Genomic DNA, 26,433 nt, shown 5'->3' on the forward strand with positions numbered 1-26,433 from the left:
CTTGGTAACATAGCCTAATTGCACACATCTAACAAACGAACTAGCTATAACAATTCAATTAAGAAACTATTTACGGGAAACCGTAATCAGAAAAAAAGTATAGATTAAAGAGTATAGAATAGAGAAATGCCTTCTGCAAATTTGCAGATTAGCGAATTTGCCATACTAAATATTAACTTTGACAAACTAGACTAGCGCTTTTCATAGGTACCATTGTTTACAGTAGTTTTTATTTTTTCATTCCTGTATTCTATATAATATTCTTTATTTCCATTTTCAATAACCGCTTCAAAAGCTTCGTAATTTATTATCTATGTGCAGTTTTAATGCCTGTAAATACAACAAAGCATGCAGAGATATTTATGAACGAATTGTAGCAAAAGGGAAGAGTAAAAAACTGGCTTTAATAGCTTTGTGTAATAAGCTTCTAAAACAGGCTTTTGCCATCGCCTAATCAGGTTTAATATATGATGATTCTTATAGAAGTACTTTAGTGAAAAGTTAATGCTTTTTTACTTGTTTTTTACCACAGTACTTTGTTATATGCAGGCTTTTAACCTCTCATAATTTTTAATAGTTCTTGAATTTCTATAGTTGAATCTAATTTTCCATATCCGTTTAATGTCAATTTTCGTATTTTTTTGAATTTGTATAAATTATTAATAACACCTGGCGTTGTATATTGAATATCAAAATACCAGTGATGGTTATCAAATTTTAAATTTAATTCACTGAATATATTTTGAAGACCTTCTAGAATTTCCCATAATTCTTTTAACGAAATATCATATTTAAAAGTTTTTTTTCTCTTGTCGTTGTGAGCGTAATATTTATTCCGTAAACCTTCTATTTGCTCAAATTTTGTAGAAATCGTTGATAAATTATCACATAAATCATTTAATTCTTGTAGTGAAATTGAATTTTCCCAATCTATTCTTTTTAAGTTTATTTTACAGAATTCAAGAAGCTTTTGAATATTGTGGTCTTCCTTTTTTCCAATTAATTTAAAAATATCAATAATGAATAGTCTTATGTAGTTTCTATATAGTCTATTAAAAAACATAGACTCGGTTAAGATTTCTTTCTCTTGTGAATTATAACTTTCGCTTAAACTTTTAATATCCTTTTTTATAAATTCTAGTTCGAGTAATGTATCTCGAATTTCAGATAATCTTTTTTTTAAAATTAGTGTTTCAGCTCTCATTTTTCTCAGCTTGCATATAACGTGTTTGTATAAGATTAGTTGCGTGGTTTAAGCACTAAATTTAGTAAATAAAGCACAGATAGAAAGTCCGCAAGGACTTTCGTAAGTAGGCTATAACCAGCAATTAATTTTATACGGTGTTGTGCCTAGTTTATTAACTTCTTTATTTTTGTTATCCATTCCATTTCAGTTTCTTCTTTAAATAATGGTTTTTGCAAAATCTCAATATATTTTTCTGCAAATCTTATTTTATTATAACCTTGGTTGTCATCGAAAAAATCTTTAATGTCGTCTTTTTCGCTATCTCTTAAATCAAAAGTAGAATAGGAGTTAGTTGCATTATCTCTAACTTCACAGTTTTTTATAATGTTTTTAATACTCTCATATTCTTCTGTAAATTCAATTAGTGTTTGTTTATAAACGTATGGACTCAAACAATCTTCAATTTCCGTTGGAGGATTCATTGAGTTTCTATTTACATCTATAAGCTCTGTTTTTAAATTCTCTTTTTTATTGTTCCATAATCTATAAAAAAACAAATTTTTATTATTATTTTCATAATCAACTTCAACCCTTTCAGAATCTGTATCAATAAGACAAATTACTTTTCCGTTTATAGTATAATCTGGGTCTTTAATTGGAGATAATAAATTGTTATATAATTTTCGAACTTCTTTGAAAGACCCTAAGGGAAGTATTCTTAATTTATTATTTTCAATTTCATTTTTGAACATTATTTCAAAATATATTTTTTCTGAAAGACCTTCACAAACTATCCAGTTATAAGGTTCGTCTTTTAAAATTGAAAATAAAATAGATTGAACTAAGTCATTATAGCTTTTCATATTATAGTCAATGGGTAATTTTCCCTTAGCTTTTTTTCTTGCTTGTGTGATTGTTTCTCTATAATTATAAAGATTAAAGAAATCAGCAGAGTTTTCATTTGATGATTTCTTACGTATAGAAGTTGCACTACCATTTAACACAATAGGAAGAAATCCATACCAATGAGTAGATATAATTATTTGATGTTTGTTTTTTGTTAAACTAAAAAGTTTTTCAAATTGGTCGTAACAAGCAGAAATATGTAACGAAGCTTCTGGTTCATCTACTGCTAGAATTATATTTGAATTTGTGTTTTTGTTTTTTAAAAGAAATGAGTATGCGACATCGATTAGTGCTTTTCTTTTCTCTCCTGAGCTTAATTCGCTGACAGGTATTAGTTTAGATCCGTTTTTCGGCTTTTTGTTTAAAACTTTAATTGAAAAGTATGCCTCAATTATTTTAGAAACTAAATCAGGCATTGTTAAGCTGTTCTTATGATAGCCTTTATACTCATATTCCTCTAATATACTTTCAACATCTTTAACGAAAAAATTTAAATCTTTATTAATTTGTTTTAATGTTCCTGGTTTAATTGCTTTAATAATTTCATCTTGAATGTTTTTATCCATCAGTTTCTGCATTTCTACAGTTTCTAATTTTGTATAGGTAAATACATCAGTTTCTACGGGAATATATAAGTAAGAATAATGTGAGATGATGTAGTCATAAAAACCTTTAAAATACTCTTGTATTTCTTTTTCAGAAGGTTTTACTGAGGGTTTTTCCCCGATAAAATCGAGATAGTTTTGATAGCCTCCAAAATATATAGAATTATCATTGTGTTTTTTACCAACAATAAGTATGAAATAATCATCTTTATTATATGACTTTTTTAATTCACCTATATGCTCATTAAATGCAGATGAACTTTTTGTCGGAGCTTTAAGATTATTGTTCCAAATAAAATTAGATAATTTTTCAGCTTTTTGAAATAGTTCTTGGTCAGCTAATTTTGTATTTCTTAATTTTTCTTTTTTAATTAAGAAAACTGGAGCTATATATGGAAAGTTATCTCCACCAACACCTTCATTTTTAGCTTCGTTATTTATTGGCCAATTGTTGTTTTTTTGATTTAAAACACAATCAATAGCTTCTAAAACAGAACTTTTTCCGACACCATTTTCACCAATTAAACTAGAAAATCCAACTCCTTCAGAAATAGGAATGAAAGTAATTCCTTTATAAATTTTAAAATGTCTTAAAAATATTGATGTTATCATTCAGTTTTTTTCTAATTAGGCACAACTATTAGATAAACGCACTCACGCTTATTTCTCGCTCAAATATAGTAATTCAATTAAAAAAATATTTACAGGAAACCGTAATCAGAAATAAGAGAAAAGATTAAAGAGTGCAGAATAGAGAAATGCCTTCTGCGACTTTGCAGTTTTACAACTTTACAATACTAAATATTAACTTTGAAAAACTGGACTAGTGCTTTTCATAGGATACGGTGTTGGCAACAGTTGTTACTTTATTTTTATTGATGTTGAATAAATTTTACTCAAACCATTTGAATTTTCTGTAATATATTTTTTAAATTCTGTAATATTGTTAAATTTTTTTGGATTAAGGTTTCTTCTTTTGCTTGTAAAATATAAGATTTGGTTTTCCTCATCATAAAAAGGGCAATATTCCATATATTTCGTATTAATGGGAGTCCCTAAATTTTTCGCTTTTTGCCATTCTCCACTTTTGTCTTTTCTTGAAATGTATAAATCACCACTTCCTTGACCATCTTTCTCATTATATTTTGTGAATAACAGAAAATTTTCTTTTTTGGATATAAAAGCATTAAATTCATATCCATCACTATTTATATTCCTACTCAAAAGGATAGGAGCTAAATATTTATCGTTTTCCCATTTACAAAAATAAATATCATCTTTCCCTAAACCATTTGGAGAATCCATTGTGAAATATAGATTGTTGTTGTCGCTAACTGAAGGGTAAAATTCATCTAAATCTGAATTAATAGGTTTTCCAATGTTTTTAGGCTCGGACCATTTATCATCTTTATTATTTCTGTCAACATACCAAATGTCAAAATCTTTTTTATCATTATTGTTTGCATCTATTGGTTTGTCCGAAACAAAAAATAGGCGGTTTCCATTTGCGGATAAAAATGGCTCTAAATACATATACGAATCGCAAAAAGGTAATAGTTCAGGTTCTAGCCATTCGTTATTTTCTTTTCTGATACATGCAATTTGTGAAATTTCTGAAAAAGGACTTTGTATAGTAAAAAAAGCTTCAGTTCCATCGTTAGAAATGCATAAATCTCGTACATTGTTAAATTGATTTAGTTTCTCATTAAATTGAATAATTTCATTTTCATTTTGAGCTAATAATGAATTTGAAATTAAAATTAACAGAATTATTAATTTAATTTTAATCATAACTATTTTTCTGTTATTTTTTTCTAATTGTTGCCAACGGTTTAGCTATGAACAGTACGGTAGCAAACCAGCGTTTGCTTTCCGCCACGCACATAGCGAAATCTTTTGGTTTTCTTTTTTTCTTTGTCCCGCTAAAAAGCAAAATCCCAAAGATTTTGTAAGCATCATAAAAATACACAAACCCAGCGACTAAGCTCGAAGCCCTTATTGTTTATAGGTTTTGTTGTATGCCGTTTTTATGAGACCCACAGGACATCCACTTTTTCAATAGTCCATTTCTTATTTTTTTGCAAATGAAAAATTAATCCTTCTCCACAATCCCCACTTCCAGCGCATATAAATGATGTATAAACTATGGCTTCATCATACTTTTCATTATAACTTATTGAAGAAATTTGAATCATTCCAATATGAGGGCTTTTGACATCTTGGTCTCTCAAAACCTGTAATTCGTACCGGTCAAAATTCTTTATTTTAGTTATGTCCCACTTTTGTTTTGCTCTAAAATCATCGGTTGAAAATTCACTTAACTCATGGAAAGTTAAATAGCCTTTTATATCCTCAATATCTGATTCTCTTAGATTTGTATGATTCAAAACAAGTAGTGATTGGTATTCTTGAGATTCATCAATCCAACCCAGCCCATTTTCATCATCAGATCTGTGTCCTAGAGAATGATTCAGGACTTCGGATATAATTTCATAATTATCCTTTTCCTTTACTTCTAATTTGCATGAAGAAAATGCAAAACAAAAGATTATGAAGAATATATAAATACTGGTGTTTTGTTTCATTTTTTAAATGGCATACAACTATCAAACAAACGCTCTCACGCTCATTTCTCCCTCAAATATAGCAATTCAATTAAAAACTATTTACGGGAAACCGTAATCAGAAAAAAAGAGTGAAGATAAAAGAGTACAGAATAGAGAAATGGCTTCTGCAAATTTGCAGATTCGCGAATTTGCAATTTTACAACTTTACCATACTAAATATTAACTTTGAAAAACTGGACTAGCGCTTTTTATAGGTACCATTGTTTACAGTAGTTTTTATTTTTTCATTCCTGTATTCTATATAATATTCTTTATTTCCATTTTCAATAACCGCTTCAAAAGCTTCGTAATTTATTATTTATGTGAAGTTTTAATGCCTGTAAATACAACAAAGCATGCAGAGATATTTATCAACGAATTGTAGCAAAAGGGAAGAGTAAGAAACTGGCTTTAATAGCTGTGTATAATAAGCTTCTAAAACAGGCTTTTGCCATCGCCAAATCAGGTTTAATATATGATGATTCTTATAGAAGTACTTTAGTGAAAAGTTAATGCTTTTTTACTTGTTTGTTACCACAGTACTTTATTGTCATACGTTTTTTTAATTTTGGTACGAAGTCAATTTCCCGTTTTCAAAATATAGATAAATGTTGTCGTAAACCCATTGTTCGTGAACTCCCCAAGAACCAACAGTTCTGTTGATGTCTTTGGGACTTCCTAATGAGATAGTTGCCATTTCTCTGTTCATTCCAGTCCAATAATATCCTTCTTTTAGTTTATCAAAAGTTTTTTGTCCATACTTTTTAATATACTCTTTTTCTAATTTGGCATATTCTCCTTTTTTAAATTTAAGCTTGTTTTCGTATTCTAATCTTTTTAATTCTTTTTGTTCTTGCTTTTTTACTTTTATAAATTCATATATTTTTTCGTTCTTTTCAATCCACATCTCACTCATATATCCACAAATTGAATCAGTACAAACTCCAAAATAACCATCAAAATAATCTAATAAAATAACTTCTTTTTTTTCTGTCAATTTGGTGATTATTTCTCCCATTACGTTTGAAGATTTTTTTATGTAAGCACCTTCTCTTGCAGTAGAAACTAAAGATGAGTCCGAGACCATTTTTTTGATTTCTTTAGATTTCAAAACAGCTATTTGAATTTCAACTTTTTTTAATGAATCATTTAGTTTATTTATGTCAGTAGTCAAATCTTGTTTTAACTTTTCTAAATCTGAAATTTCCCTTTCTTGAGATAATACATTTAAGGAAACTAAAAGTATAATTAAAGTAATGATTCTCATTGATTTTCGCTTTTTTTTTTAATATTTACCAACGTTAAATATATGCATTCGTGCGAGCGGAAATACAAGGAATTTCAAGCTAAGCACGAGCACTGTTTGTATTGCGTTATTGCAGATATTCCTGTCCTCAGACTTAAACCACTAACTTCGCATGATGTATATATAGCTTAAGTTAGCAATTCCTTAAATTAGATATATTAATCAGAAAGAAAAAGCGTAGAATAAGGTTATGATATACGTTGAAACCTAGATTTCGTCAACATTGAAAACCCCTACGCTTTACTACTCTAAATTCGTTCAGTTCCCTGCCTGCCGGCAGGCAGGTGTGAGACTTTGGATCTCGTTTTTAAGTTGTAGAATTCTCAGTAGTTATTTCTTTCCAATCCTTTTTTTATTATGAGTAAAGTTAAAGAATTTATTGGTATCGATGTTAGTAAAGATTTTATTGATGTTTATGATTGTAAAGGTGAGTTTCATCAATTTACAAATAGTTTGTCAGGCTTTAAACAATTAAAGAAAATCACCAATAGTTTGTCTCATTGTATTGTTGAAGCTACAGGTTATTATCATATACAATTAGCCTATTTTTTATTAGAGCATGATATAGCAGTCTCTGTAGAGAACCCTTTGAAAGTAAAGCGTTTTATCCAGATGAAATTAAGTAAGGTAAAGACTGATAAGAGTGATGCTAAACAACTTTATGAATACGGACTAAATCAGAAGCCAAAATGTTGGGAGGGTCATAGTAAGAACCAACAAGAATGCTTGCAAATAGTAAGGTTATTAAGTGTTTACACAAAACAACCTACTCAATTAAAAAATAAAATTCACGGCGAATCTGTATTGGGAATCCCTTCCAAAGAGGTTTTGAAATCTTTAAAAAGACAGTTGAAAAATATAGATAATGAGCTTGTGAAGTTGGAAGCTATATTGTCTGAAAAAGTGAAATTAGCGTATCAAAAAGAAGTAACTTTATTAAAATCAATTCCAGGTATAGGCGAGAAAACTGCATTAATGTTGTTGGTGTTTACAAATGGTTTAAAGCAATTTAAATCGGCCAGTGAACTTTGTAGTTATGCAGGTATTACACCTACCACGAGAGAGTCTGGAACGAGTATAAAAGGTAGACCTAGAATCAGTAAAATGGGTAATCCTAAACTTAGAAATTTACTATTCATGTGTAGTTTTAATGCATGTAAATATAATCGCGCATGTAAGGCGCTTTACGAGCGTATTGTTACAAAAGGAAAGAGTAAAAAGTTAGCATTAATTGCCGTATGTAATAAACTACTTAAACAAGCTTTTGCTATTGTGAAAAATGGAATGCCTTATGATGAAAACTTTGTTTCAAGATTGAGGTAAAATCCTTTGGTTTTTACCTCAGTTCTTTGTTGCCCACCGTTTTTTTTATTCATACAGATTGAGCAATCTGCACGTTTTCCTTTTCTTTCAGATATTCAGAAACTAATTCGCTGTAACACATTAAATTCCCATACAATGTACAACCAAGGTCAAAATTTTCCACATCATATTTTTTCAAATTTTGTGTCAAATTTCCTGTTCCTGCAAATCCGCCCGAAAAGTATTTTAGTTCGTCATTCTTTAAGTCATTTGCAAATCTCTTGTTCATTTGTTCGCAACTCAATTCGTGATATTCCGTTAGCGTTTTTTCATAGCGCTCAATCGAATAATGTTCAAAAGTCAAGTTTACGGTCAATGATAAAGCTATTAACGCAATTCCAAAAGCGAAATAAGTCAGAATTCGGCTTTTCATTTTTAATTCTCTTGGCAAAAAGTAAAAAATAATGGTCAGTACGACAAATATTGCTGGTAGATAAAATTCCGTTTGATATCCGTTGTCTTTTAAGTTTAGATAACTAAAAATTCCGAACCCAATTCCGAGGATTAATATTGGTAATATTGTGTATTTTAATTTCGCGTACATTTTTTTTTCAAATGTGTGGTAACCATTAGATAAACGCACTCACGCTTATTTCTCCTTCAAATGTAGCAATTCAATTAAGAAACTATATGCGGGAATCCGTAATCAGTATAAAAAGTGAATAGATTAAAGAGTATGGAATAGAGAAATGCATTCTGCAAATTTGCAGATTAGCGACTTTGCAGTTTTACAACTTTACAATACTAAATATTAACTTTGAAAAACTGGACTAGTGCTTTTCATAGGTACCATTGTTTACAGTAGTTTTTATTTTTTCATTCCTGTATTCTATATAATATTCTTTATTTCCATTTTCAATAACCGCTTCAAAAGCTTCGTAATTTATTATTTATGTGCAGTTTTAATGCCTGTAAATACAACAAAGCATGCAGAGATATTTATGAACGAATTGTAGCAAAAGGGAAGAGTAAAAAATTGGCCTTAATAGCTGTGTGTAATAAGCTTCTAAAACAGGTTTTTGCCATCGCCAAATCAGGTTTAATATATGATGATTCTTATAGAAGTACTTTAGTGAAAAGTTAATGCTTTTTTACTTGTTTTTTACCACAGAACTTTGTTGTGTGTAGTTTTTTATGTTTTGAAAAATTCATCCATTATTCCAATCAATAATTCTGATTCAATAATTTCATTAAGAGATTCAATATTTTTATTAACAAAATCAAGGTCTTCCATTATTAAATTTTGTTTATCTAAAATTTCTCCATCTAATTTATATCCAACCCAAATATGATTTTTAATATCTCTTTTCAATGACTTTAGTTCTCCAAATTTATCGTTATGAGCAAATATTGATGAGTAATGCTCCATAGTCAATAGTATTTTTTGAAACTGACTGACTTCATCTCTTGTTAAATTCGGTGATTGATTTATAATTTGTCTGTCTAATTCTCTAAAATCTATTGTTTTACTTATGATGCTAAACCTATATGCAGAATGTATGATTTTCTGCAAATTGAACAATACCATAAAAGCATCTCTCGGATGAATTGTGTTTTTATATTCTTCAAATTGTTTTTTAAATAGTGATGTTGCTTTAGAAAATGGTATTTTTTCGGTTCTTACATTATTTCCATCAATTATACTAAAGTCAATAGTATTTAGAGTTAGCTCCTGATATGCAAAAATCAATTCCTTTTTCAAATACATAACAAGAGCTGTCGCTTCTTTTATAAAATAGAAATCCTCTCCGTGTAAAGAGGATTCCTCCCAAGGAACTTGTTTCCCATTTGTATCTTTTAAAACGTTAGTTCTTGTGTTTTTGAATGCTCTTTCTAGTGGTATATTCGGGATTTTTAAATTATTTAAAAGATGTTTTGTATATATACCATTTCTGTCTTCTTTCCTTTCGATTGATGTCATATTTGGACTAGTTGCAAATGCAATCAATGTTCCCATTGGTGCAACCATTCTTGCAAGTCCTCCTGTAATTCCTTTTATTCCTGATTTAAATGGATTATTTCTACAAGCATCTAGAATAATTAAATGCATAATTTGAGATTGAATATCAATGTTTAATAATAAATCTGAAGCATTGATACAGAAATAAGGGATTTCTTCTGTTATAGAAACATTAGCATCTGAGGGGACAATGAAATTATCGCCTTCTATTTGAAGTCCGTGACCAGAAAAATATATAATTGAGATTGTATCTTTTGAAATCTTTTTCTTGTAATCTGCTAAAGATTTAATTATATCTTTTTGAGTTGGATTGAGTAAAACTTTAGTATTGAAACCACACTCTTTTAAAAAATCTGAAACATCTTCGGCATCATTCTCACATTTATCGAGTATATCGAGTGATACATATTTATTAATTCCGATTACTAATGCTTCTTTGTTCATTCTAGATTTGATTCTGTGGAAATTACACACAACGTGTTTGTATATGGTTTGTTGCGTGGTTAAGCAACTAAATTAATAAATAAAAACCGAATAGAAAATCCGCGAGGATTTTCGTAAGTAGGCTAGAATTAGCAATAAATTATATACGGTGTTGTGGTGTCGTTTTTAATTTTTCTATCAGTTTGTCATTAAATTCAATTAGTTCAACAATTTCGGAATTCCAACTGTCCTCAATTATTTCTCCAAAACCTGTATAGAAAACGTCCCAATTGAGATTGAAACTTTTTCCAAGTTCAACTATAAATCCGCTCAAGTCATTTCCTTTCTTTTGTAATTCCGCCATAAACCAATTTCCAAATCCGTTAGCAGATTCTAATTCACTTGAAAATGACAAATAATATTTTGGAATCTCATTTTCGTAAATAATTGTTTCATTATACTCTATTTCCAAAAAAGGTAAGAATCTTTTGCTTCCTTCTCCTTGAACTAAATAAGATTCAGTTTCTAATATTACTTTATCCATTTAGATATTTTGGTTCGTTAATTTCCTTTTCAAATTCTGTTTGTCTAAAAAATGGCCAAACTTGGCCATCTCCAGTTTCTTCATTTTTCAATTCATTCTTTTCCGATTTTTTAGGGTATCTTTTGATAGTTATTAGATTTAAAATCCATTTAAAAGGATTCGAGAATTTTGGGTCTTTCCATTCGTATTCATTGTCAGATTTTAGAAATAGAATAAATCTCTTAATATGGTTTTCAGCCTCAACAGTCAATTTATCTTTCCCAATATTTTTATGTTTCCTCAAATCATCATAACAAAACCAAAACTCACTTTCAACAGCTCGAACTCCTTTATCATCTGTTCTGTAAATCGGTTCTATTCTGTCCATAAACTCAAAGTTAGTTATTGTTCCAGATAGATAATGACGAAGGTTTTCGGCTAATATGTTTCTATGATTTCTGTTCATTTTAAGGGTTTCGTTAAATGCACCACAACGTGTTTGTATATGGTTTGTTGCGTGGTTTAAGCACTAAATTTAGCAAATAAAAACCGAATAGAAAATCCGCGAGGATTTTCGTAAGTAGGCTAGAACTAGCAATAAATTATATACGGTGTTACCAGCAGTTATTTTTCATTCACTATGCTTTTCATAATCTTCTCTTTCCCAATATCCATTTTCAAATCGATTATTCATAATGTCCTGTCGTAATTCAGTTAAGACAATTCCCAACCAATTTGTTCCTTTCCATTTTAATGGGTTTTCAGAATTTTTATTATCAGAAGTTAATCCAATTCCCCAAACATTATCATAAGGACTTGCTTCAACTATCGTTTTACCTTTAGTTGAAAGTAATAAATTCAAATATTCAGAATTTTGCTCAAATTTTGCTTTATTTCCCTTATATACAATGTCTAATGCGTTTTGATTCCAGATTTTTAAGTCAAAGTTTTTTACTTCACGACCTAAAGATTTCTGTTCTCTCACATTTTTAGTCATCATTATTTTTTCTGCAATTTCATTGTCATTAAATAATTTAGCCTTCCCGTACATCATATATTGTTCAGCACTATTAAAAGTTAAACTATCAATTTTGAATTCAGATTTATGCCATTGAGAAAATGGGTGCTTTGTTTCGTAAAAGAAATAGTATTCTTCTTGTAAACTTTTAGGGTTATACCACGAAATATCTCCTCCCGATAATCCTAATTCTAAATATTTAGTGTTGAAATAACCTGGTTCAAAAGATTTTAAAGGAAAATCTGGAGCAGTAATAAAGCAGGTTCTCTTTTCGTTTGCTACATTTATACCCCTTTCCAAATGTCTACGAAGTAATTTTGGTAAATGACCGTATTCTATTAAAAATTCTAATAGTTGTTTAGAAAAGGCATTTTTATTTTCAGTAAAATCTTTATCCAATATAACTTCGTGCAAACTTGCGTGCATTTCTCCGTGAGTTAATTCCGAAGTTCCGATTTTATGTTGATAATAACTGAAGTTCATTTTTTTTCTAATTGCTGGTAACGGTGAGTATAAGAAACGTAGGGCGGGTAATAAGCAATACGTTTCGTGTTGGTACTAAGCCAAATATAATATTTTGCTTTTATTTTTTTGTTGAAAATGCCAAATTTTATATTTGGCGACTTTATAAATAAACACAGGTTTTCAAATTAAGCCTAAACCGCTTTATGTTTTTTATACATTGTTGTAAAGCGTTTTATAGGTCTTTAATTTCATCATCGTGTATTTTTAGTAAATCTCCTGTTTTAAAATATATTTTCTCTAATGATTTAAATATCTCGTTTAATTCAATTTTTTCTGAGAGTAATAGAAGAGAATGAAGCAAGAATCGTAAAGAATTCAATCCCATATAAATAGAAAATGACATTTTTTCAAAAAGGTGAAATTTTCTGACAGATTTCCCTATATCAGAATCTCCAATTACGAATGATTGTAGATAATTGAAAGTATCTTCAGACCCCGAATGAATAGAATCGGAAGCAGAACTAAACAATGTTAAATATTCATTTTCAAGATTACAAGATTTAAATCTATCTCTTGCATTTGGCCATTTGTGGCTTTTTAAATCAAAAGAATCATTCATCATTTTTTCCATTGGTTCAAAATCTGATCCTACTTTTTTAGAAAAGTCTATATCTAAAGAGTTTTTTGCATTGAAATCATTCCATTTTCTTACTTTATTTTTATGATGTTTTATATAATTATTCAGGTTTCATTTGGCTCTAGAATCATTGTCAGAACCAAGAATGTAGATTATGTTTAAAGAATACTCTATGGAAACTCTTGATAATACTTCAATAGATGTAAAACTTTTTTCATTTAAGTTTAATTTTATTGATTCAATCAATTCAATATTTGAATAAAGAACTTTAGATATTACTACTCTTATTAATTTTGGAATTTGTTCAAATTGTAATATGTCTATATCCTCAATAAGTTTAATTGTTTGATTAAGATATTCTTGGAAAGTTTCAATTTGGGATTGATGTTTTTTAAAATAGTTTCCTCTTCTAGATAAATCTTGAATAAAGTCTTTTTTTGAAGTTTCTTCTTCTGTCACTTTGGTAATGCTTTACAACTATTAGATAAACGCACTCGCGTTTATTTCTCCCTCAAATATAGTAATTCAATTAAGAAACTATTTACGGGAAACCGTAATCAGAAAAAAAGAGTAAAGATAAAAGAGTACAGAATAGAGAAATGCATTCTGCAAATTTGCAGATTAGCGACTTTGCAGTTTTACAACTTTACAATACTAAATATTAACTTTGAAAAACTGGACTAGTGCTTTTCATAGGATGCACGTTGTTCTACGCAGTTTTTATTTTATTCCAAATGGTTTTTCTTTAATCCCTACTAACCAAATTCTACCATATTTATCTGTCAAGTATTTAGAAATTCTCTGATTATTTTCTCTTGCATTTTTCATTGAAATGGGATCGACGGCACAATTTTCTTTTATTAGCCCAATTCCATATTTTTTCTTAAATTCTGAATATTCAGCGGGTATTGAATTATCAATACTGTGCACTATAAAATTTACATTTTCGTCTAAAATTCTATTTTCAATTTGCTCATCTGTAACTTCTAACCCTAAATACGCTGAGTGATATTTAGAAATTAATTGAATTTTAATAGTGTTCTTTCTGTTAGTAATTCTTTTAGGATAAGAAATTAATGCGATAAAATCTTTTGTATCAAATCTAAATTGATATTTTCCTTTTTTTGGCAATGTTATTTTAAAGTTTTCAATTTTGGATATTGCAATTTTTTCATCAGTTTGATTAATATAGAATTCTCCTGAAATGGATTTTTTGCTTGTTATATTTTCAAAAATTACTTCTGCTACTACTCTTTCATTTGTTCTAGTTGCATTTGCAACAGTAAAAGCCATAGTTAAAATCACTGTTAGTAGTATATTTTTCATTATTTCTATTTTTTTAAAGCGTAATTAGTTTGGTTATGCTACTCGGTTAGAGAAAATGTTTCTTAGTTTGCCAAATGTTTTACAACGTGTTTGTGTATGATTTCGTTGCGTGTTTCAGCGCTAAAGTTAGCAAATGTTTTATTTTAATTTCTCTATTATTCTATCTACCGTATTACTTAAATGACTATGGGTTTTATTTCCTTTTTTATTGGTGACAATGAAAACTCCTATTTGGTTTTCTGGAATAAGAGTTAACCAACTAGAAGTTCCAAATGTTCCTCCATTTTGGAAAATTACATTCGGTTTGTTTTTGTCAATAAATATTTGCCAAAAAAGACCATTATCAAAATCGTCCCATAATCCGAGTAGATTCTTGTGGGAAATTTTAATCACATCGTTATTTTGATTTAAATGAAAAGCAGTATATTGCATCATATCACTAATATTTGAAACAATACCTCCTGCTGCTTTCATTGGCATTTCCGGTTCAAAAGGCATTCTTTCGTTCTTATCATTATAACCTTGTGCCAAGAGTTTTTTATCTTTCTCGGTCAAAGTTATTTTAGTGTTTTCCATTTTTAAAGGAGTCAAAATTTTACTTTTTAGGATTTCTTCATATGACATATTGTAAATATTCTCCAAACAGAAACCTAATAAATTTGCTCCAGGGTTTGAGTACCCAAATTTTGATCCTGGAGTTGTATCTATTTTTACATTATGGAGTTCCTTGAAAAAATCTTTTTCATTAAAACCTTCTTGCAGTTCTTTAATGAGAAAAGGAAGTTTTTCTTGATCTGGATTATCAAAGATTTCAGATTTGTTAGGGAAAATAATTGGTAGACGACTTCTGTGAGTTACTAAATGTCGAAAAGTAATTGGGTTTCCTTGATATTCTAAATTTGGAAAATCATCCTTCAAATATATGCGAATATCATCATCCAGTGTGACTTTTCCCTCTGTTACAGCTTGCGCTAGTAATACTCCGCTAAAAGTTTTTGTCAAAGAACCTATTTCATAAATTGTTTCACTTGTGGGAGGAGATTTTACTCCTTTGGTTAACTCACCTTTATGGAATTCATATATTTTCCCTTTGAAGTAAACACCTACGGATGCACCATCTATTTCTTGTTTAGAAATTAATGAATCTAGTTCGCTTGAAATTAATTCACCTATATCATCAAACTGAGAGCTCTTTGGTTTGCAACTAATAATAAGTATGAGGAAAATAAATGGTAGTACTCTTTTAAATTTTAGTGTCATTTTTTATTTTTTTATTAAAGACGATTCTTTTTTTGAAGTGTTGCAAGTTTTACAATAATATTTGCTAACATCAAAATAAACCTCCATTTAGGTCAAAAGGTGTCCCGTTTAGGTCTTTTAATGATGTTTTTGGGTCCATTAACTGAAGTTTTAAAGGCATCGGTTAAAATTTTAGGTGATCAACCTAAAATTTTAGCTAAAAAGGTTAAAGTTTTTGGCCTCCCAACCTAAAGTTTTAGGGTCGAGACTTAAACACATCTATTTTTTATCTATATACATCATTAAAACACCCTAACGGGTCTTCAAATCACCTAAAACTTTAATAAACATGCTCAAATCTTTCAGTTAAAAGGCTTAAAACTTTAGGGTAAGACCCTAAAATTTTAGGTAATGGAGCTAAATGCTTATGTCTAGCAGCTAAAAACATCATTAAAAGACCTAAACAGAGGTTTAAAAGATCTACTAGTTGTATGATTTTGATGGTATTTATAGTTAAAAGGCCTAAAAATGTGACTAAAAAGGGTAAATGCATGCAAAAATCCCTTTATAGCTGTATCGTCTTTTGTAAAACTATAAGTTTTGCGGTAAATCATCATACAAATTATCTCACCGCTGCGGTATATAGAAGATCCTGCAAGGGTGCTATAGAGAGCATCAGATGTGTGTTACTGTCCAAAAAGCAACAGATCTATTAACTACGCCCCAATAACACCACATTTTCAGGGGAATTGGAGCGTATAAATAGTATTTAATTTATAAACTGTACGGTTTTACTATTTCAGCAGCTAATATTATAACGTAACTACCTTGCCTGTTTTTACAGATTCGTCACATGCCAAAGCTACTTTCAGGCTGTTTACTGCATCTTCTAAATGCGCGGTAAGATCTGTATTATTAGCAATCGCATCCAGAAAATAGCGTTGCTCTCGGTTGCACAACTCCTGGTGATCTGGCTCGTCTTTTAAATGGATCCAGTCATCTGGTTTTGTAAATTCATTATCTTCATCAATAGCAGCGTGGTGCACCTTTAATTTTTCAGTTTTAGTATGACTATCAATCGTATCAGATTCTCCAGCGGCACTAGCTTTATCAGCAACAATAGAAACACTTCCTTTAGGTCCAAATACATCTTTTATAAAGAAAGCAGTATCGCTCACCATTGGTCCCCAGCCGGCTTCATACCATCCTACAGAACCATCATCAAAGCGTATTTGTAGTTGTCCGTAGTTATAGTTATCCTCCGGAATATCGTCTGTAAGTCGCACTCCTATGGCGCTAACTTGCACAGGCTTTGCGACTGCCATTTGGCACATTACATCTATATAATGCACGGCACAATCTACAATAGGACTCAGTGTTTTCATTAAATTACGATGTACATCCCACATATATCCGTGACTCTGCTGATTTAAATTCATTCGCATTACCAATGGTTTCCCCATGGTTTGTGCTACTTCTATAAATTTTTGCCAAGATGGATGGTGTCTTAAAATATACCCTACAACCACTTTTCTATTCATCTTTTTTGCCACTTCCACTACCCTTTCTGCGCCTGCAGCCGTACTAGCAATTGGCTTCTCTAAAAAAACATGACACCCCTGCTCTAATGCTGCAATACTATAGGCTTCATGCGTGTCTGGATAGGTAGAAATACAAACGGCATCTGGTTGGGTTTCCTTTAAAGCGGTGTAATAATCTGTGTATAGCGGGTATTTATTCCCTAATGCAGCATTTAGAACTTCTTTACTTTTTCCGGTGGAAACAAGCCCACATATTGCTACTTCTTCATTTAATTCGTGGTATGCCTTTGCATGAGATGCGCCCATGTTTCCGCAGCCTACCACCAATATTTTTAGTTTACTCATTTTAGTTTTTGGTTTTCGGTTTCTTATTTTAAGGTTTACTAATACCTAGTTGCTCAGCTCTAGTTACTACAAATTAACAATATAAAATACATAAGCAAAACTACCTAACTCCAATGGAGCGTGCTCCCGTTTGGTAGTAAAAGTCTGTCTGCCATTTGTGGGCTGTGCAATAGCTTTTTCTGGAAATAGCCATACTTTTATGCTCTTTGCAAAAAAACAAGTTTTTATTAGTACGTGTTTGTTTTATTACTGTGAATATTTTAAATAATTTTGCAGCGCCAAATAATAGGTATAACACTTTTTAAATATACAAAAATGAAGAATACAGCTTTAACAGATATTCATATTGAGTTGGGTGCAAAAATGGTTCCTTTTGCGGGGTATAACATGCCTGTGCAGTATGAAGGTGTAAATATAGAACATGAAACTGTAAGATCGCAACTGGGCGTTTTTGATGTGAGCCATATGGGGGAATTCCTAATTGGAGGGCCTAATGCCTTAGCTCTTATTCAGAAAGTGAGCAGTAACGATGCTACAAAATTAACTGTTGGAAAAGCGCAGTATTCTTGTTTACCTAATGAAGATGGTGGTATTGTAGATGATTTAATTATCTATAAAATGAAGGAAGAGCAATACCTATTGGTGGTAAATGCTTCTAATATTGAAAAGGATTGGAATTGGATTTCTAAATATAATGAGGCTATTGGTGCAGATATGCGCAATGTGTCAGACGATTACTCGCTTCTTGCTATCCAAGGGCCAAAAGCGGTGGAAGCTATGCAATCTATCACTCCTGTTGATCTTTCTGCTATTAAGTTTTATAATTTTGAGGTTGCTGAATTTGCTGGTGTAGACAATGTTATTATCTCTGCTACAGGATATACTGGTAGCGGTGGTTTCGAAATATATTGTAAAAATGATGTTGCAGAGAAAGTGTGGAATAATGTGCTGGAAGCTGGAAAGGAATTTGGAATTAAACCAATAGGACTAGCGGCTAGAGATACTTTGCGATTGGAAATGGGGTATTGTCTCTACGGAAATGATATCGATGATACGACTTCTCCTCTTGAAGCTGGATTAGGATGGATAACAAAATTCTCTAAGGATTTTGTAAACTCTGAAGCGTTACAACGACAAAAAGAAGCTGGGGTCTCAAAAAAACTTGTTGGTTTTGAAATGGTAGAACGTGGAATTCCAAGACATGGTTATGAGATTTTAAATGATAAAGATGAGGTGATCGGAAAAGTTACCAGCGGAACAATGGCTCCTTCTTTAAATAAAGGTATCGGTATGGGGTATGTTTCTACAGAAAATACTGCGGAAGGTACTCCTATTTACTTACAGATAAGAAAGAAAAAAGTTGCTGCCAAGGTTACAAAACCTCCATTTTATAAAAATAAATAAAGAGAATTAGAGTTCTCTTAAAAAAGAAAGGCAAATTTATTGAAAAGGATATTGATTTTAGGAGCTAGCGGATTTATTGGAGGGGCACTTTATAAAGAGTTATGCCCTTACTTTGATACTTATGGCACCTATCACACAGGTAAGATTTATGCTGATAATAAGCACTTTTTTCATTTTAATATGGAAACAGACGACTTGTTTGAGGTGCTTACCAAAGTGCGACCCACTATTATTATTTCTGCCTTAAGGGGTAATTTTGAAGCACAGATAGATACGCACCTCGATTTGGTGGATTACTGCCGTGCTAGCAATAGTAAATTAATATTTTTGTCTTCTGCTAATGTTTTTGATGCTTTTAGCAACTACCCTTCTTATGAGTTCGATAAAACGCTATCGATGAGTACTTATGGGAAGTTTAAAATAAAGATTGAAACTGCGCTGATGCAACTTCCAGAGAAGAATTTTGTGATTGCAAGATTGCCAATGGTCTTTGGAAGTAGCTCTCCGCGGATGAAAGAGCTTAAATATTTTCTTGATAAAAATGATGCCTATGAGGTGTTTCCAGATTTGGTGATGAATGTTACCAATGCCGATAAACTCTCGCAGCAGATTCACTATATCGTTAATAGAAATAAAAAAGGAATTTATCATTTGGGGAGTTCAGACCTTATTCACCATGATGAGTTTATAAAAGAAATCCTTGAAACTATTGGTCACGAAAAGCCTTTGCTTAAAAATGTGTATACCTCTAATTTTGATCGCTTTCTAGCTGTACTTCCAAAGGATAATATGCTACCAAAGCACCTTGTTTTTAGTCATTATGATATTATTAATGAGTTGGATGTAAGTTAAATATGCCTTTCAATCTCTTAAAGAAACATATCGCCAAACATATTACCCTCTCCAAAGAGGAGTTAGCCATCTATTGTGCTTCCTTTTATCCAAAAACACTCTCCAAAAAGGAATATTTATTAAAACAAGGGGCTATCTGTAAGTTTGAAGGGTATGTTACCAAAGGGTGCTTACGTGTTTTTACGCTTGATAAAAACGGAAAGGAACATGTTTTATATTTTGCCGTTGAAGATTGGTGGGTAACAGATATTGATAGTTTTACCAATGGAACCCCCTCCTATTTATCTATACAGGCGCTAGAAGACAGCGAGGTATTGCTTATTGATAAAGAAGGTAAGGAGCTGCTCTATGAAACGTTGCCTAGTATTGAAAAACTATTCCGGGTGATGTCTCAAAAAGCTATGGTTGTATTACAACAAAGAACAATTAGCAATAATAGTAAGACTGCAGAAGAACGCTATTTAGATTTTATAGAAAAATATCCTCATATAGTACAAAGGCTTACAAACCTACAATTAGCCTCCTATTTGGGAATTACTCATGAGTTTTTAAGTAAAATTAGAAGTAAGATTATCTCAAAAAAGCAATAACTTTATCATTTATTGAACTTGTTCAATGTTTTTTAGTACTGATATTCACAACTTTGTACTATCAATAAAAAACAACAAAATGAGAAAAGTAATTTCAATCGTAATCTTAACAACATTAATTCTATTTAATATGGAAGCACAAGCACAAAGTTTCAAAACTATCCAAAACACTAATTTAGATGTAGATATTTACTACGCCACAGAGAATAGTTTCGGTGTTGCATCTGTAATTGTTTCAGGAGAAAAAGAAGCAGTTTTAATCGATACACAATTTACATTAGCAGATGCAGAAACTGTAGCTCAAAAAATAAAAGCATCAGGAAAAACCTTAAAAACTATCTATGTATCACATGGAGATCCAGATTTTTACTTCGGTTTAGAGGTTTTTAAGAAATATTTCCCTGAAGTAACGGCTTATGCCGCTCCAGAAACAGTAGAACATATTAAAGCTACCGCTCAAAAGAAACTAGAAGTTTGGGGCGAGAGATTAGGTAAAAACATAACTTCGAATGTAGTATTGCCACAAGTTTTAAAAGGGAACTCTATAGAAATAGAAGGAAAGAAGCTAGAAATTATTGGTTTGGAAGACTCCCCTTCTAGAACTTTCGTATGGATACCATCAATCAAAGCAGCTATAGGAGGTATTAATGTTTTTGGAACATCGTTTAATGTGTGGATGGCAGATGCCCAAACTCCAGAAGCTAGAAATCAATGGCTTTCTGTATTAGACAAAATAGAAGCTTTACAGCCAGATATTGTTATTCCTGCACATGGAAATACAGAAAGCGCATTAGACGCTTCTGCAATAGCACACACCAAAAGCTATATTAAGTTCTATGAAGAAGCTTTAAAAGCAAATAAAACTTCAGAAGAGTTAATTAAAGCTATAAAAGCTAAATATCCAACATTGACTTTTGATACTGCGTTACAAATTGGAGCGAAAGTGAATACTGGAGAAATGAAATGGTAATAAGACACATCTTCAGCTTAGCGATACTTTTTGTATTGCTAAGCTGTACTATAAACACAAACAAGATGACAAATTTAGAAATTATAAAAAGCACCTACGAAGGAAAAACATCTGAAGAGAATGGAGAAAACCTAGCTAAATATGTAGCCAAAGATATCTCCTGGACAGAAGCTGAAGGATTTCCGTATGCAGGAACTTATATAGGTTTAGAGAACATAGGTAGAAATGTTTTTAGCAGATTAGGAAGTGAATGGATTGATTATAAATTTACTCCTGAAGACTATCTTTCTGATGGTGATAAAGTGGTTGCTTACGGAACATATACAGGAATATATAAGAAAACAAATCGCCCATTTAAAGCTAGAGTTGCTCATATTTGGAAGCTTAATGAAGGGAAAATTATATCTTTTGAGCAGTTTGTAGATAGTAAAATGGTTACTGATGCTATGTAAAAATCATTCCACAGTAAACTTATAATAGCAGCACAACGTTAGTTTTTTTATGTAACGTTATGTTGCTATTTTTTTATCTCTTCCTTAGAAGCTTTCACACTTCGGAAACCTTCTATAAATACAGCACTTAGAATAAGTTAACTAAAACTTTGATTGATGTAACTTTTAAGTTACCTTTATCGTGATGAAAAGAGTTAGGAAGTAATACAATACAAGAATTATTTCGAAGATTTTTTACTTGCACAACCAAAAAAGGTTCAGGATAAAATATTTAAGGTTATTGAAATGATTGAAACATATCAACATGTACCAAAAACATATTTATCTGCGATTAAGAACCATGCAGGGCTTTATGAAGCACGAATTAAATTAGGATCCAATATATGGAGAGTTTTTTGTTTTTTTTGATGAAGGAAAATTAGTTATACTTTTAAATGGATTTACAAAAAAGACTCAAAAGACACCTAAAAAAGAAATAAATAGAGCTATCCGATTAATGAATAATTATTACGAAGAAAAAAATAGTAAAAATGGAAACTAAAAGCTGGAAGGATATAAAAGATAGTGTATATGGAAAGAAAGGTACTGACCGAAGAGATGAACTCGATAGAGATTTTGAATCATTTAAAATTGGATTGCTATTACGAGACGCTCGCGAGAAAAAGAACCTTACTCAAGAACAATTAGGCGAGCTTATTGATAAAAAACGAACTTATATTTCTCGTGTGGAAAACAATGGTAGTAACCTTACTTTAAAAACTTTATATGATATAGTAGAAAAGGGACTTGGTGGAAAAGTAAAGATTTCAATAGAAGTATAACACTCCTAAAATATTAGTTTTCTTATTACAGATTTTCCTTAGAAGCTTTTACACTTCGGAAACCTTCTATAAATACAGCACTTAGAATAAGCATCCCACCAATAATAGTATGCCAAGCGGGAAATTCTCCTAAAAACACGACCCCCATTAATATCCCATAAATAGGCTGCACACTACTCATAATACTAGCTGTGGTGGCGCTAAAATGCTTAAAACTCATTAATAATAATGTATGTCCTATTGCGGTGGTTACCAATGCCAGAAAAGCAATGGGTAGCAACTGCTCTTTTACAAGGGTAAAGTCAGCCTTAAACAACAGCGGACTCATAATAAATACAATAATCACTAGCTGATAGAGCATCAGTACAGAACCGTTGTACTTCGCTACTTTTGGTTTCATAAGAATATTACGAAGCGCATAAAAAAAGGCAGAAGTAACACCAAATAAAACTGCTATAAAGTGCTGATTCTTAAAACTTACTTCTGGCACCAAAAAGTAAACTCCTGTAAGTACCAATACCGCCAATGCAATGTGTGCTTTTTGGAATTTAGTTTTTAAAACTAGAGGCTCCAAAAAGGAGGTAATTACAGGATAGGTGTAAATAGAAAGCATCCCAATGGCAACACTGGAGAGCTTTAACGCATAGAAATAAGTAACCCAATGAATTCCAAAAAACACCCCACAGAGTAGCACTACTTTAATATCTTGACGATCGGCAATCTTTAAATTAAACTTTTTATACCTACAGAAAGCATAGATAAATACAACAGCTAGAATAGCTCTAAAAAGGATAATCTGCTCTGGCGGTAACGCTATGTATCTCCCTAAAACTCCCGAAGTACTAATAAGAAGTACAGCGAGGTTTAGTTCCAATATGTTTTTAAAATGTTGTTTGGTTGCAGTCAATGAAATAAAAATCTATCTCAAGAAATAATTCTTAAGATGGTTAAATACTAAATAAATGTTGGTGTTATTTACGCCTAAAAGTAAGTTATCGAGTTAACTCTTTCGCTTTTTCTTTGATAATATCTCCTACTGGTCGGTTTTGGATATTACTTTCTAACCACGAGATTATATCTAAATATAAGAAAGCACGCTTCTCATAAGGGTGATTCTCATACTTTTTAAGCGATTTATGGAGTTTTTTAAACTCGTCTTTTAATTCACTTGGGAAAATCTCTCCTAAGTTTCTTAAAAACTTAATCATTTCCTTTTGTACGGCATGGAGGTCGTTCATCTTTAATAAAAACTTATAGGTGCTCTTAAGTTGGATCTCCAAATGGTAATCCATTCCAGCCTCATAATGCGCAACCAAACTTAAAACCCTAGCAAAACACATAAGATCCTCTCTCATGGTTAGGTTTTTATTATCAATAATCTTTTTAAGATATAAAATACACTTCTTATTGTCTCCTACTCCAAAATATAAACACGCAATTTTATAGTACAATACCATAATATGGTGTTCATCAATTTTATCACGATGTAATTTTACACCATCTACAATCTCCTTTTCTAAATAAAGACCGTCTTCAAAAGTACCTTCTAAAAAATGTAGGTTTATTTTATTGCTATAGGTATATAAAAATGCTAAAACCTCCAAGTTATCATTCTTCGGGAATTTATCACTAGCAATTACCTCTTGTAGTTTTGTGAGTGCTTCTTTAAATCCACGACGATTTTTCACATAAAACATCGACTCCAATAGGTAGTTATTTCCTTTTAAGAAAAATACAGGATTTAAGTAAATCATCTGTTCATTTTCATAAAACAACTCCACCCATCTTAGGGAATACTTATAACACGATAAAAAATCTTGAATAAGAAAACTATACCAAAGTTGTGCTTTATAAAGCCATAGCTTCTCTCTAAAGTCTAATTCTGAAACTTTAAATTTCGGCAAGTGAGCTTTATAATATTCAGTAACCCATTTATATTCCTCGTCGCTTTTTACGTATCCAAATTTTAACATGATCCCGTATAACTGAAGCGACAAGTTGGATAATTTACTTGTTAGCACATTCTGCATGCTTAATTCTTTGGCTTGAATTGCCAATTCGTCCGCACGACCACTTATACTCCGGGTTATATATTGAGTTTCTATTACTTTTTCAAGCTCTACAATCTCATAAGCTACTACCTTTTCTTGGTTTTCTATGGCTAGAGACTTCGCTTTATCTAAGATTTTTAAACTCTGCCTGTAAAGGCCTTTATGATATAGAATAGTAGCAAAATCTAACTGCTCACGAATTTGCAAACGCATATTCTGATTTACAGGATTTAATCGTAAGCTAACTAAGATCTGCTTGTATAAATGAGCTTTTAAATTGGAGAGCTGCTGCTTTTTAACAATCCCACTTTTTAAGATTTCAGATTCTTTATAATCATTCATCTTATCTAAGAGATTGAATAATGCCAAAAACTTAGCATCAGCATTTACTCCTAACCTATTAACATACAACTTAAATTGTCTCTTTTCTGATTTAGAAAGGGACTTAACTAATATAAATAAAGTGTCTTTTTGTTGACTTGTCATTGTAAAAATAAAACTTCAATTAACTGATTATCAATTAATTATTATTCGATAAGTATACTTAAGCATTGTAAAGAAATGGTTAAGCGGGCTTAAAATTACGAATACATAATATAAATTCGTATAACAAATTTGAAATTACATTAAATTATCAAGATGAGTAAAGAAAAAGTCCAAATCTTTGACACGACATTAAGAGACGGGGAACAAGTACCTGGATGCAAGCTTAATACAGAACAAAAGCTTGTTATTGCAAAACGTCTTGACGATCTAGGTGTTGATGTAATCGAAGCAGGTTTCCCTATTTCAAGTCCGGGAGATTTTAATTCCGTTTCAGAAATAGCTAAAATAGTAAAAAATGCAACTGTATGTGGGCTTACCCGCTCGGTAAAGAAAGATATTGAAGTAGCTGCAGAAGCTATTAAGCATGCTGTAAGACCGAGAATACATACTGGAATTGGAACTTCAGCTTCACACATAAAATATAAATTCAAATCTACTCCTGAGGAAATTATAGAGCGTGCTGTTGCCGCTGTAAAATATGCCAAAACATTTGTAGAAGATGTAGAATTTTATGCAGAAGATGCCGGTCGTACAGACAATGAATATTTAGCACGTGTTTGCGAAGCTGTTATTAAAGCTGGAGCTACGGTATTAAATATCCCAGATACAACAGGATATTGCCTACCCGAAGAATACGGTGCTAAAATGAGATACCTTAAAGAGAATGTAACTGGTATAGACAAGGCTATTCTTTCTTGCCACTGTCATAATGATTTAGGACTAGCAACTGCAAACTCTATTGCTGGTGTTGTTGGTGGTGCCAGACAAATAGAATGTACTATTAATGGTATAGGAGAGCGTGCAGGAAACACTTCTTTAGAGGAAGTAGTTATGGTATTACGTCAACATCCATATTTAAACTTAGACACGAATATAAATTCTAAGTTATTATATAGTACTAGTAAAATGGTTTCTGAAAGTATGGGAATGCCTGTACAGCCTAATAAAGCTATTGTTGGTGCGAATGCTTTTGCTCACAGCTCAGGAATTCACCAAGATGGGGTTATTAAAAACAGAGAAACCTATGAGATTATCGACCCTGCAGATGTAGGAGTTACAGAGTCTGCAATTGTACTTACTGCTCGTAGCGGACGTGCAGCCTTAGCTTATCGTGCTAAGAAAGTAGGTTATGAATTAACTAAGTTACAATTAGACGAAGTTTATAAAGAATTTTTAAACTTTGCAGATAGAAAGAAAGAAATCGTTGATAGTGATATTCACCAGATCATCGAAATTAGTAAGATAGATATTAAAGCAATTGCTTAAAACTGTTTTTTATAGCATTCTTTATACAAATAG

At 31.2% G+C, this 26,433-nt stretch carries 27 protein-coding genes and 3 pseudogenes; 13 read left to right on the forward strand and 17 right to left on the reverse strand.

Annotated elements, in window-relative coordinates; translation table 11 throughout:
- Positions 1–289 precede the first annotated feature (289 nt).
- Positions 290–454 (forward strand): annotated as a pseudogene (locus tag JM658_RS06475) (IS110 family transposase); the annotation flags it as partial.
- A 99-nt stretch (positions 455–553) separates the two neighbouring features.
- On the opposite strand, the gene JM658_RS06480 reads toward JM658_RS06475, so the two are convergent.
- The 4 genes from JM658_RS06480 to JM658_RS06495 form a co-directional block, all read right to left on the reverse strand.
- The gene (locus tag JM658_RS06480) at positions 554–1,204 is read right to left on the reverse strand and encodes an AbiU2 domain-containing protein (RefSeq protein WP_236958434.1); all 651 of its coding nucleotides are present in this window, start codon (positions 1,202–1,204) and stop codon (positions 554–556) included.
- Positions 1,205–1,350: 146 nt separating this feature from the next.
- A complete protein-coding gene (locus JM658_RS06485) occupies positions 1,351–3,309 on the reverse strand; it encodes an AAA family ATPase (RefSeq protein WP_236958435.1) in 1,959 nt (652 codons plus the stop codon).
- A 249-nt stretch (positions 3,310–3,558) separates the two neighbouring features.
- Positions 3,559–4,488, reverse strand: coding sequence for a TolB-like translocation protein (locus JM658_RS06490; RefSeq protein WP_236958436.1), 930 nt, complete (start codon positions 4,486–4,488; stop codon positions 3,559–3,561).
- Positions 4,489–4,724: 236 nt separating this feature from the next.
- Entirely contained in the window at positions 4,725–5,282 is a 558-nt protein-coding gene (locus JM658_RS06495) for a hypothetical protein (RefSeq protein ID WP_236958437.1), read from the reverse strand.
- Positions 5,283–5,600: 318 nt separating this feature from the next.
- On the opposite strand from JM658_RS06495, the pseudogene JM658_RS06500 reads away from it, so the two are divergent.
- Positions 5,601–5,816 (forward strand): annotated as a pseudogene (locus JM658_RS06500) (IS110 family transposase); the annotation flags it as partial.
- Positions 5,817–5,865: 49 nt separating this feature from the next.
- Here JM658_RS06500 and JM658_RS06505 read toward each other — a convergent pair.
- Positions 5,866–6,570 (reverse strand): hypothetical protein, encoded by a 705-nt coding sequence (locus tag JM658_RS06505; RefSeq protein ID WP_236958438.1) that lies wholly within the window; start codon positions 6,568–6,570, stop codon positions 5,866–5,868.
- Positions 6,571–6,966: 396 nt separating this feature from the next.
- Between JM658_RS06505 and JM658_RS06510 the strand changes: the two genes are divergently transcribed.
- Positions 6,967–7,932: an IS110 family RNA-guided transposase gene (locus tag JM658_RS06510; RefSeq protein WP_236958439.1), complete on the forward strand. Its 966-nt coding sequence runs from the start codon at positions 6,967–6,969 to the stop codon at positions 7,930–7,932.
- 49 nt (positions 7,933–7,981) lie between these two features.
- Here the strand turns inward: JM658_RS06510 and JM658_RS06515 are convergent, their stop codons facing one another.
- Positions 7,982–8,344 (reverse strand): hypothetical protein, encoded by a 363-nt coding sequence (locus tag JM658_RS06515; protein WP_236958440.1) that lies wholly within the window; start codon positions 8,342–8,344, stop codon positions 7,982–7,984.
- Between the two features lie 495 nt (positions 8,345–8,839).
- Between JM658_RS06515 and JM658_RS06520 the strand changes: the two are divergent.
- Positions 8,840–9,055, forward strand: a pseudogene (locus JM658_RS06520) (IS110 family transposase); the annotation flags it as partial.
- Positions 9,056–9,103: 48 nt separating this feature from the next.
- On the opposite strand, the gene JM658_RS06525 reads toward JM658_RS06520, so the two are convergent.
- The 9 genes from JM658_RS06525 to JM658_RS06565 all read right to left on the reverse strand — a co-directional run bounded on the left by JM658_RS06525 (position 9,104) and on the right by JM658_RS06565 (position 17,448).
- Positions 9,104–10,375, reverse strand: coding sequence for a caspase family protein (locus JM658_RS06525; RefSeq protein WP_236958441.1), 1,272 nt, complete (start codon positions 10,373–10,375; stop codon positions 9,104–9,106).
- Between the two features lie 139 nt (positions 10,376–10,514).
- Positions 10,515–10,898 (reverse strand): hypothetical protein, encoded by a 384-nt coding sequence (locus tag JM658_RS06530; RefSeq protein WP_236958442.1) that lies wholly within the window; start codon positions 10,896–10,898, stop codon positions 10,515–10,517.
- On the reverse strand, positions 10,891–11,343 hold the full coding sequence (locus tag JM658_RS06535; protein WP_236958443.1) for a hypothetical protein: 453 nt from the start codon (positions 11,341–11,343) through the stop codon (positions 10,891–10,893). The genes JM658_RS06530 and JM658_RS06535 overlap by 8 nt, the downstream gene beginning before the upstream one ends.
- Before the next feature lie 165 nt (positions 11,344–11,508).
- The gene (locus JM658_RS06540) at positions 11,509–12,378 is read right to left on the reverse strand and encodes an NADAR family protein (protein ID WP_236958444.1); all 870 of its coding nucleotides are present in this window, start codon (positions 12,376–12,378) and stop codon (positions 11,509–11,511) included.
- Positions 12,379–12,592: 214 nt separating this feature from the next.
- Positions 12,593–13,105: a DUF5677 domain-containing protein gene (locus JM658_RS06545; protein ID WP_262911747.1), complete on the reverse strand. Its 513-nt coding sequence runs from the start codon at positions 13,103–13,105 to the stop codon at positions 12,593–12,595.
- Between the two features lie 3 nt (positions 13,106–13,108).
- The gene (locus JM658_RS06550; RefSeq protein ID WP_236958445.1) at positions 13,109–13,456 is read right to left on the reverse strand and encodes a hypothetical protein; all 348 of its coding nucleotides are present in this window, start codon (positions 13,454–13,456) and stop codon (positions 13,109–13,111) included.
- 261 nt (positions 13,457–13,717) lie between these two features.
- The gene (locus JM658_RS06555) at positions 13,718–14,323 is read right to left on the reverse strand and encodes an FEKKY domain-containing protein (RefSeq protein WP_236958446.1); all 606 of its coding nucleotides are present in this window, start codon (positions 14,321–14,323) and stop codon (positions 13,718–13,720) included.
- Positions 14,324–14,461: 138 nt separating this feature from the next.
- Positions 14,462–15,583: a serine hydrolase domain-containing protein gene (locus JM658_RS06560; RefSeq protein ID WP_236958447.1), complete on the reverse strand. Its 1,122-nt coding sequence runs from the start codon at positions 15,581–15,583 to the stop codon at positions 14,462–14,464.
- 791 nt (positions 15,584–16,374) lie between these two features.
- The gene (locus tag JM658_RS06565; RefSeq protein WP_236958448.1) at positions 16,375–17,448 is read right to left on the reverse strand and encodes a Gfo/Idh/MocA family protein; all 1,074 of its coding nucleotides are present in this window, start codon (positions 17,446–17,448) and stop codon (positions 16,375–16,377) included.
- Positions 17,449–17,763: 315 nt separating this feature from the next.
- Between JM658_RS06565 and gcvT the strand changes: the two genes are divergently transcribed.
- The 8 genes from gcvT (at position 17,764) to JM658_RS06600 (ending at position 22,537) form a co-directional block, all read left to right on the forward strand.
- Positions 17,764–18,852 carry a glycine cleavage system aminomethyltransferase GcvT gene (gcvT, locus tag JM658_RS06570; protein WP_236958449.1) on the forward strand — a complete coding sequence of 363 codons (1,089 nt, stop codon included), beginning with the start codon at positions 17,764–17,766 and terminating at the stop codon, positions 18,850–18,852.
- 39 nt (positions 18,853–18,891) lie between these two features.
- Positions 18,892–19,704, forward strand: coding sequence for a sugar nucleotide-binding protein (locus JM658_RS06575; RefSeq protein ID WP_236958450.1), 813 nt, complete (start codon positions 18,892–18,894; stop codon positions 19,702–19,704).
- Positions 19,705–19,706: 2 nt separating this feature from the next.
- Positions 19,707–20,294 carry a Crp/Fnr family transcriptional regulator gene (locus JM658_RS06580; protein ID WP_236958451.1) on the forward strand — a complete coding sequence of 196 codons (588 nt, stop codon included), beginning with the start codon at positions 19,707–19,709 and terminating at the stop codon, positions 20,292–20,294.
- 79 nt (positions 20,295–20,373) lie between these two features.
- Positions 20,374–21,264 (forward strand): MBL fold metallo-hydrolase, encoded by an 891-nt coding sequence (locus JM658_RS06585; protein WP_236958452.1) that lies wholly within the window; start codon positions 20,374–20,376, stop codon positions 21,262–21,264.
- Between the two features lie 65 nt (positions 21,265–21,329).
- The gene (locus JM658_RS06590) at positions 21,330–21,716 is read left to right on the forward strand and encodes a nuclear transport factor 2 family protein (protein ID WP_236958453.1); all 387 of its coding nucleotides are present in this window, start codon (positions 21,330–21,332) and stop codon (positions 21,714–21,716) included.
- Positions 21,717–22,001: 285 nt separating this feature from the next.
- Positions 22,002–22,124, forward strand: a complete 123-nt coding sequence (locus tag JM658_RS17180) for a hypothetical protein (RefSeq protein WP_317207856.1) — start codon at positions 22,002–22,004, stop codon at positions 22,122–22,124.
- A gap of 16 nt (positions 22,125–22,140) precedes the next feature.
- Positions 22,141–22,257 carry a type II toxin-antitoxin system RelE/ParE family toxin gene (locus JM658_RS17185; protein WP_317207857.1) on the forward strand — a complete coding sequence of 39 codons (117 nt, stop codon included), beginning with the start codon at positions 22,141–22,143 and terminating at the stop codon, positions 22,255–22,257.
- On the forward strand, positions 22,247–22,537 hold the full coding sequence (locus JM658_RS06600; RefSeq protein ID WP_236958454.1) for a helix-turn-helix domain-containing protein: 291 nt from the start codon (positions 22,247–22,249) through the stop codon (positions 22,535–22,537). The genes JM658_RS17185 and JM658_RS06600 overlap by 11 nt, the downstream gene beginning before the upstream one ends.
- Before the next feature lie 25 nt (positions 22,538–22,562).
- On the opposite strand, the gene JM658_RS06605 is transcribed toward JM658_RS06600, so the two are convergent.
- Complete coding sequence (locus tag JM658_RS06605; protein ID WP_236958455.1) at positions 22,563–23,411, reverse strand: DMT family transporter; 849 nt, start codon at positions 23,409–23,411, stop codon at positions 22,563–22,565.
- Positions 23,412–23,529: 118 nt separating this feature from the next.
- Positions 23,530–25,074, reverse strand: coding sequence for a hypothetical protein (locus tag JM658_RS06610; protein ID WP_236958456.1), 1,545 nt, complete (start codon positions 25,072–25,074; stop codon positions 23,530–23,532).
- A 153-nt stretch (positions 25,075–25,227) separates the two neighbouring features.
- Between JM658_RS06610 and JM658_RS06615 the strand changes: the two genes are divergently transcribed.
- The gene (locus JM658_RS06615) at positions 25,228–26,400 is read left to right on the forward strand and encodes a 2-isopropylmalate synthase (protein WP_236958457.1); all 1,173 of its coding nucleotides are present in this window, start codon (positions 25,228–25,230) and stop codon (positions 26,398–26,400) included.
- Positions 26,401–26,433 lie beyond the last annotated feature (33 nt).

The sequence above is a fragment of the Joostella atrarenae genome, from assembly GCF_021764745.1.
GTDB classification, from domain to species: domain Bacteria; phylum Bacteroidota; class Bacteroidia; order Flavobacteriales; family Flavobacteriaceae; genus Galbibacter; species Galbibacter atrarenae.

Bases quoted from the DNA above. Each gene is read 5' to 3' on its own strand.
- JM658_RS06480 (WP_236958434.1), bottom strand. From the start codon at position 1,204: ATGAGAGCTGAAACACTAATTTTAAAAAAAAGATTATCTGAAATTCGA.
- JM658_RS06485 (WP_236958435.1), bottom strand. From the start codon at position 3,309: ATGATAACATCAATATTTTTAAGACATTTTAAAATTTATAAAGGAATT.
- JM658_RS06490 (WP_236958436.1), bottom strand. From the start codon at position 4,488: ATGATTAAAATTAAATTAATAATTCTGTTAATTTTAATTTCAAATTCA.
- JM658_RS06495 (WP_236958437.1), bottom strand. From the start codon at position 5,282: ATGAAACAAAACACCAGTATTTATATATTCTTCATAATCTTTTGTTTT.
- JM658_RS06505 (WP_236958438.1), bottom strand. From the start codon at position 6,570: ATGAGAATCATTACTTTAATTATACTTTTAGTTTCCTTAAATGTATTA.
- JM658_RS06510 (WP_236958439.1), top strand. From the start codon at position 6,967: ATGAGTAAAGTTAAAGAATTTATTGGTATCGATGTTAGTAAAGATTTT.
- JM658_RS06515 (WP_236958440.1), bottom strand. From the start codon at position 8,344: ATGAAAAGCCGAATTCTGACTTATTTCGCTTTTGGAATTGCGTTAATA.
- JM658_RS06525 (WP_236958441.1), bottom strand. From the start codon at position 10,375: ATGAACAAAGAAGCATTAGTAATCGGAATTAATAAATATGTATCACTC.
- JM658_RS06530 (WP_236958442.1), bottom strand. From the start codon at position 10,898: ATGGATAAAGTAATATTAGAAACTGAATCTTATTTAGTTCAAGGAGAA.
- JM658_RS06535 (WP_236958443.1), bottom strand. From the start codon at position 11,343: ATGAACAGAAATCATAGAAACATATTAGCCGAAAACCTTCGTCATTAT.
- JM658_RS06540 (WP_236958444.1), bottom strand. From the start codon at position 12,378: ATGAACTTCAGTTATTATCAACATAAAATCGGAACTTCGGAATTAACT.
- JM658_RS06555 (WP_236958446.1), bottom strand. From the start codon at position 14,323: ATGAAAAATATACTACTAACAGTGATTTTAACTATGGCTTTTACTGTT.
- JM658_RS06560 (WP_236958447.1), bottom strand. From the start codon at position 15,583: ATGACACTAAAATTTAAAAGAGTACTACCATTTATTTTCCTCATACTT.
- JM658_RS06565 (WP_236958448.1), bottom strand. From the start codon at position 17,448: ATGAGTAAACTAAAAATATTGGTGGTAGGCTGCGGAAACATGGGCGCA.
- gcvT (WP_236958449.1), top strand. From the start codon at position 17,764: ATGAAGAATACAGCTTTAACAGATATTCATATTGAGTTGGGTGCAAAA.
- JM658_RS06580 (WP_236958451.1), top strand. From the start codon at position 19,707: ATGCCTTTCAATCTCTTAAAGAAACATATCGCCAAACATATTACCCTC.
- JM658_RS06585 (WP_236958452.1), top strand. From the start codon at position 20,374: ATGAGAAAAGTAATTTCAATCGTAATCTTAACAACATTAATTCTATTT.
- JM658_RS06590 (WP_236958453.1), top strand. From the start codon at position 21,330: ATGACAAATTTAGAAATTATAAAAAGCACCTACGAAGGAAAAACATCT.
- JM658_RS17180 (WP_317207856.1), top strand. From the start codon at position 22,002: ATGATTGAAACATATCAACATGTACCAAAAACATATTTATCTGCGATT.
- JM658_RS06600 (WP_236958454.1), top strand. From the start codon at position 22,247: ATGGAAACTAAAAGCTGGAAGGATATAAAAGATAGTGTATATGGAAAG.
- JM658_RS06610 (WP_236958456.1), bottom strand. From the start codon at position 25,074: ATGACAAGTCAACAAAAAGACACTTTATTTATATTAGTTAAGTCCCTT.
- JM658_RS06615 (WP_236958457.1), top strand. From the start codon at position 25,228: ATGAGTAAAGAAAAAGTCCAAATCTTTGACACGACATTAAGAGACGGG.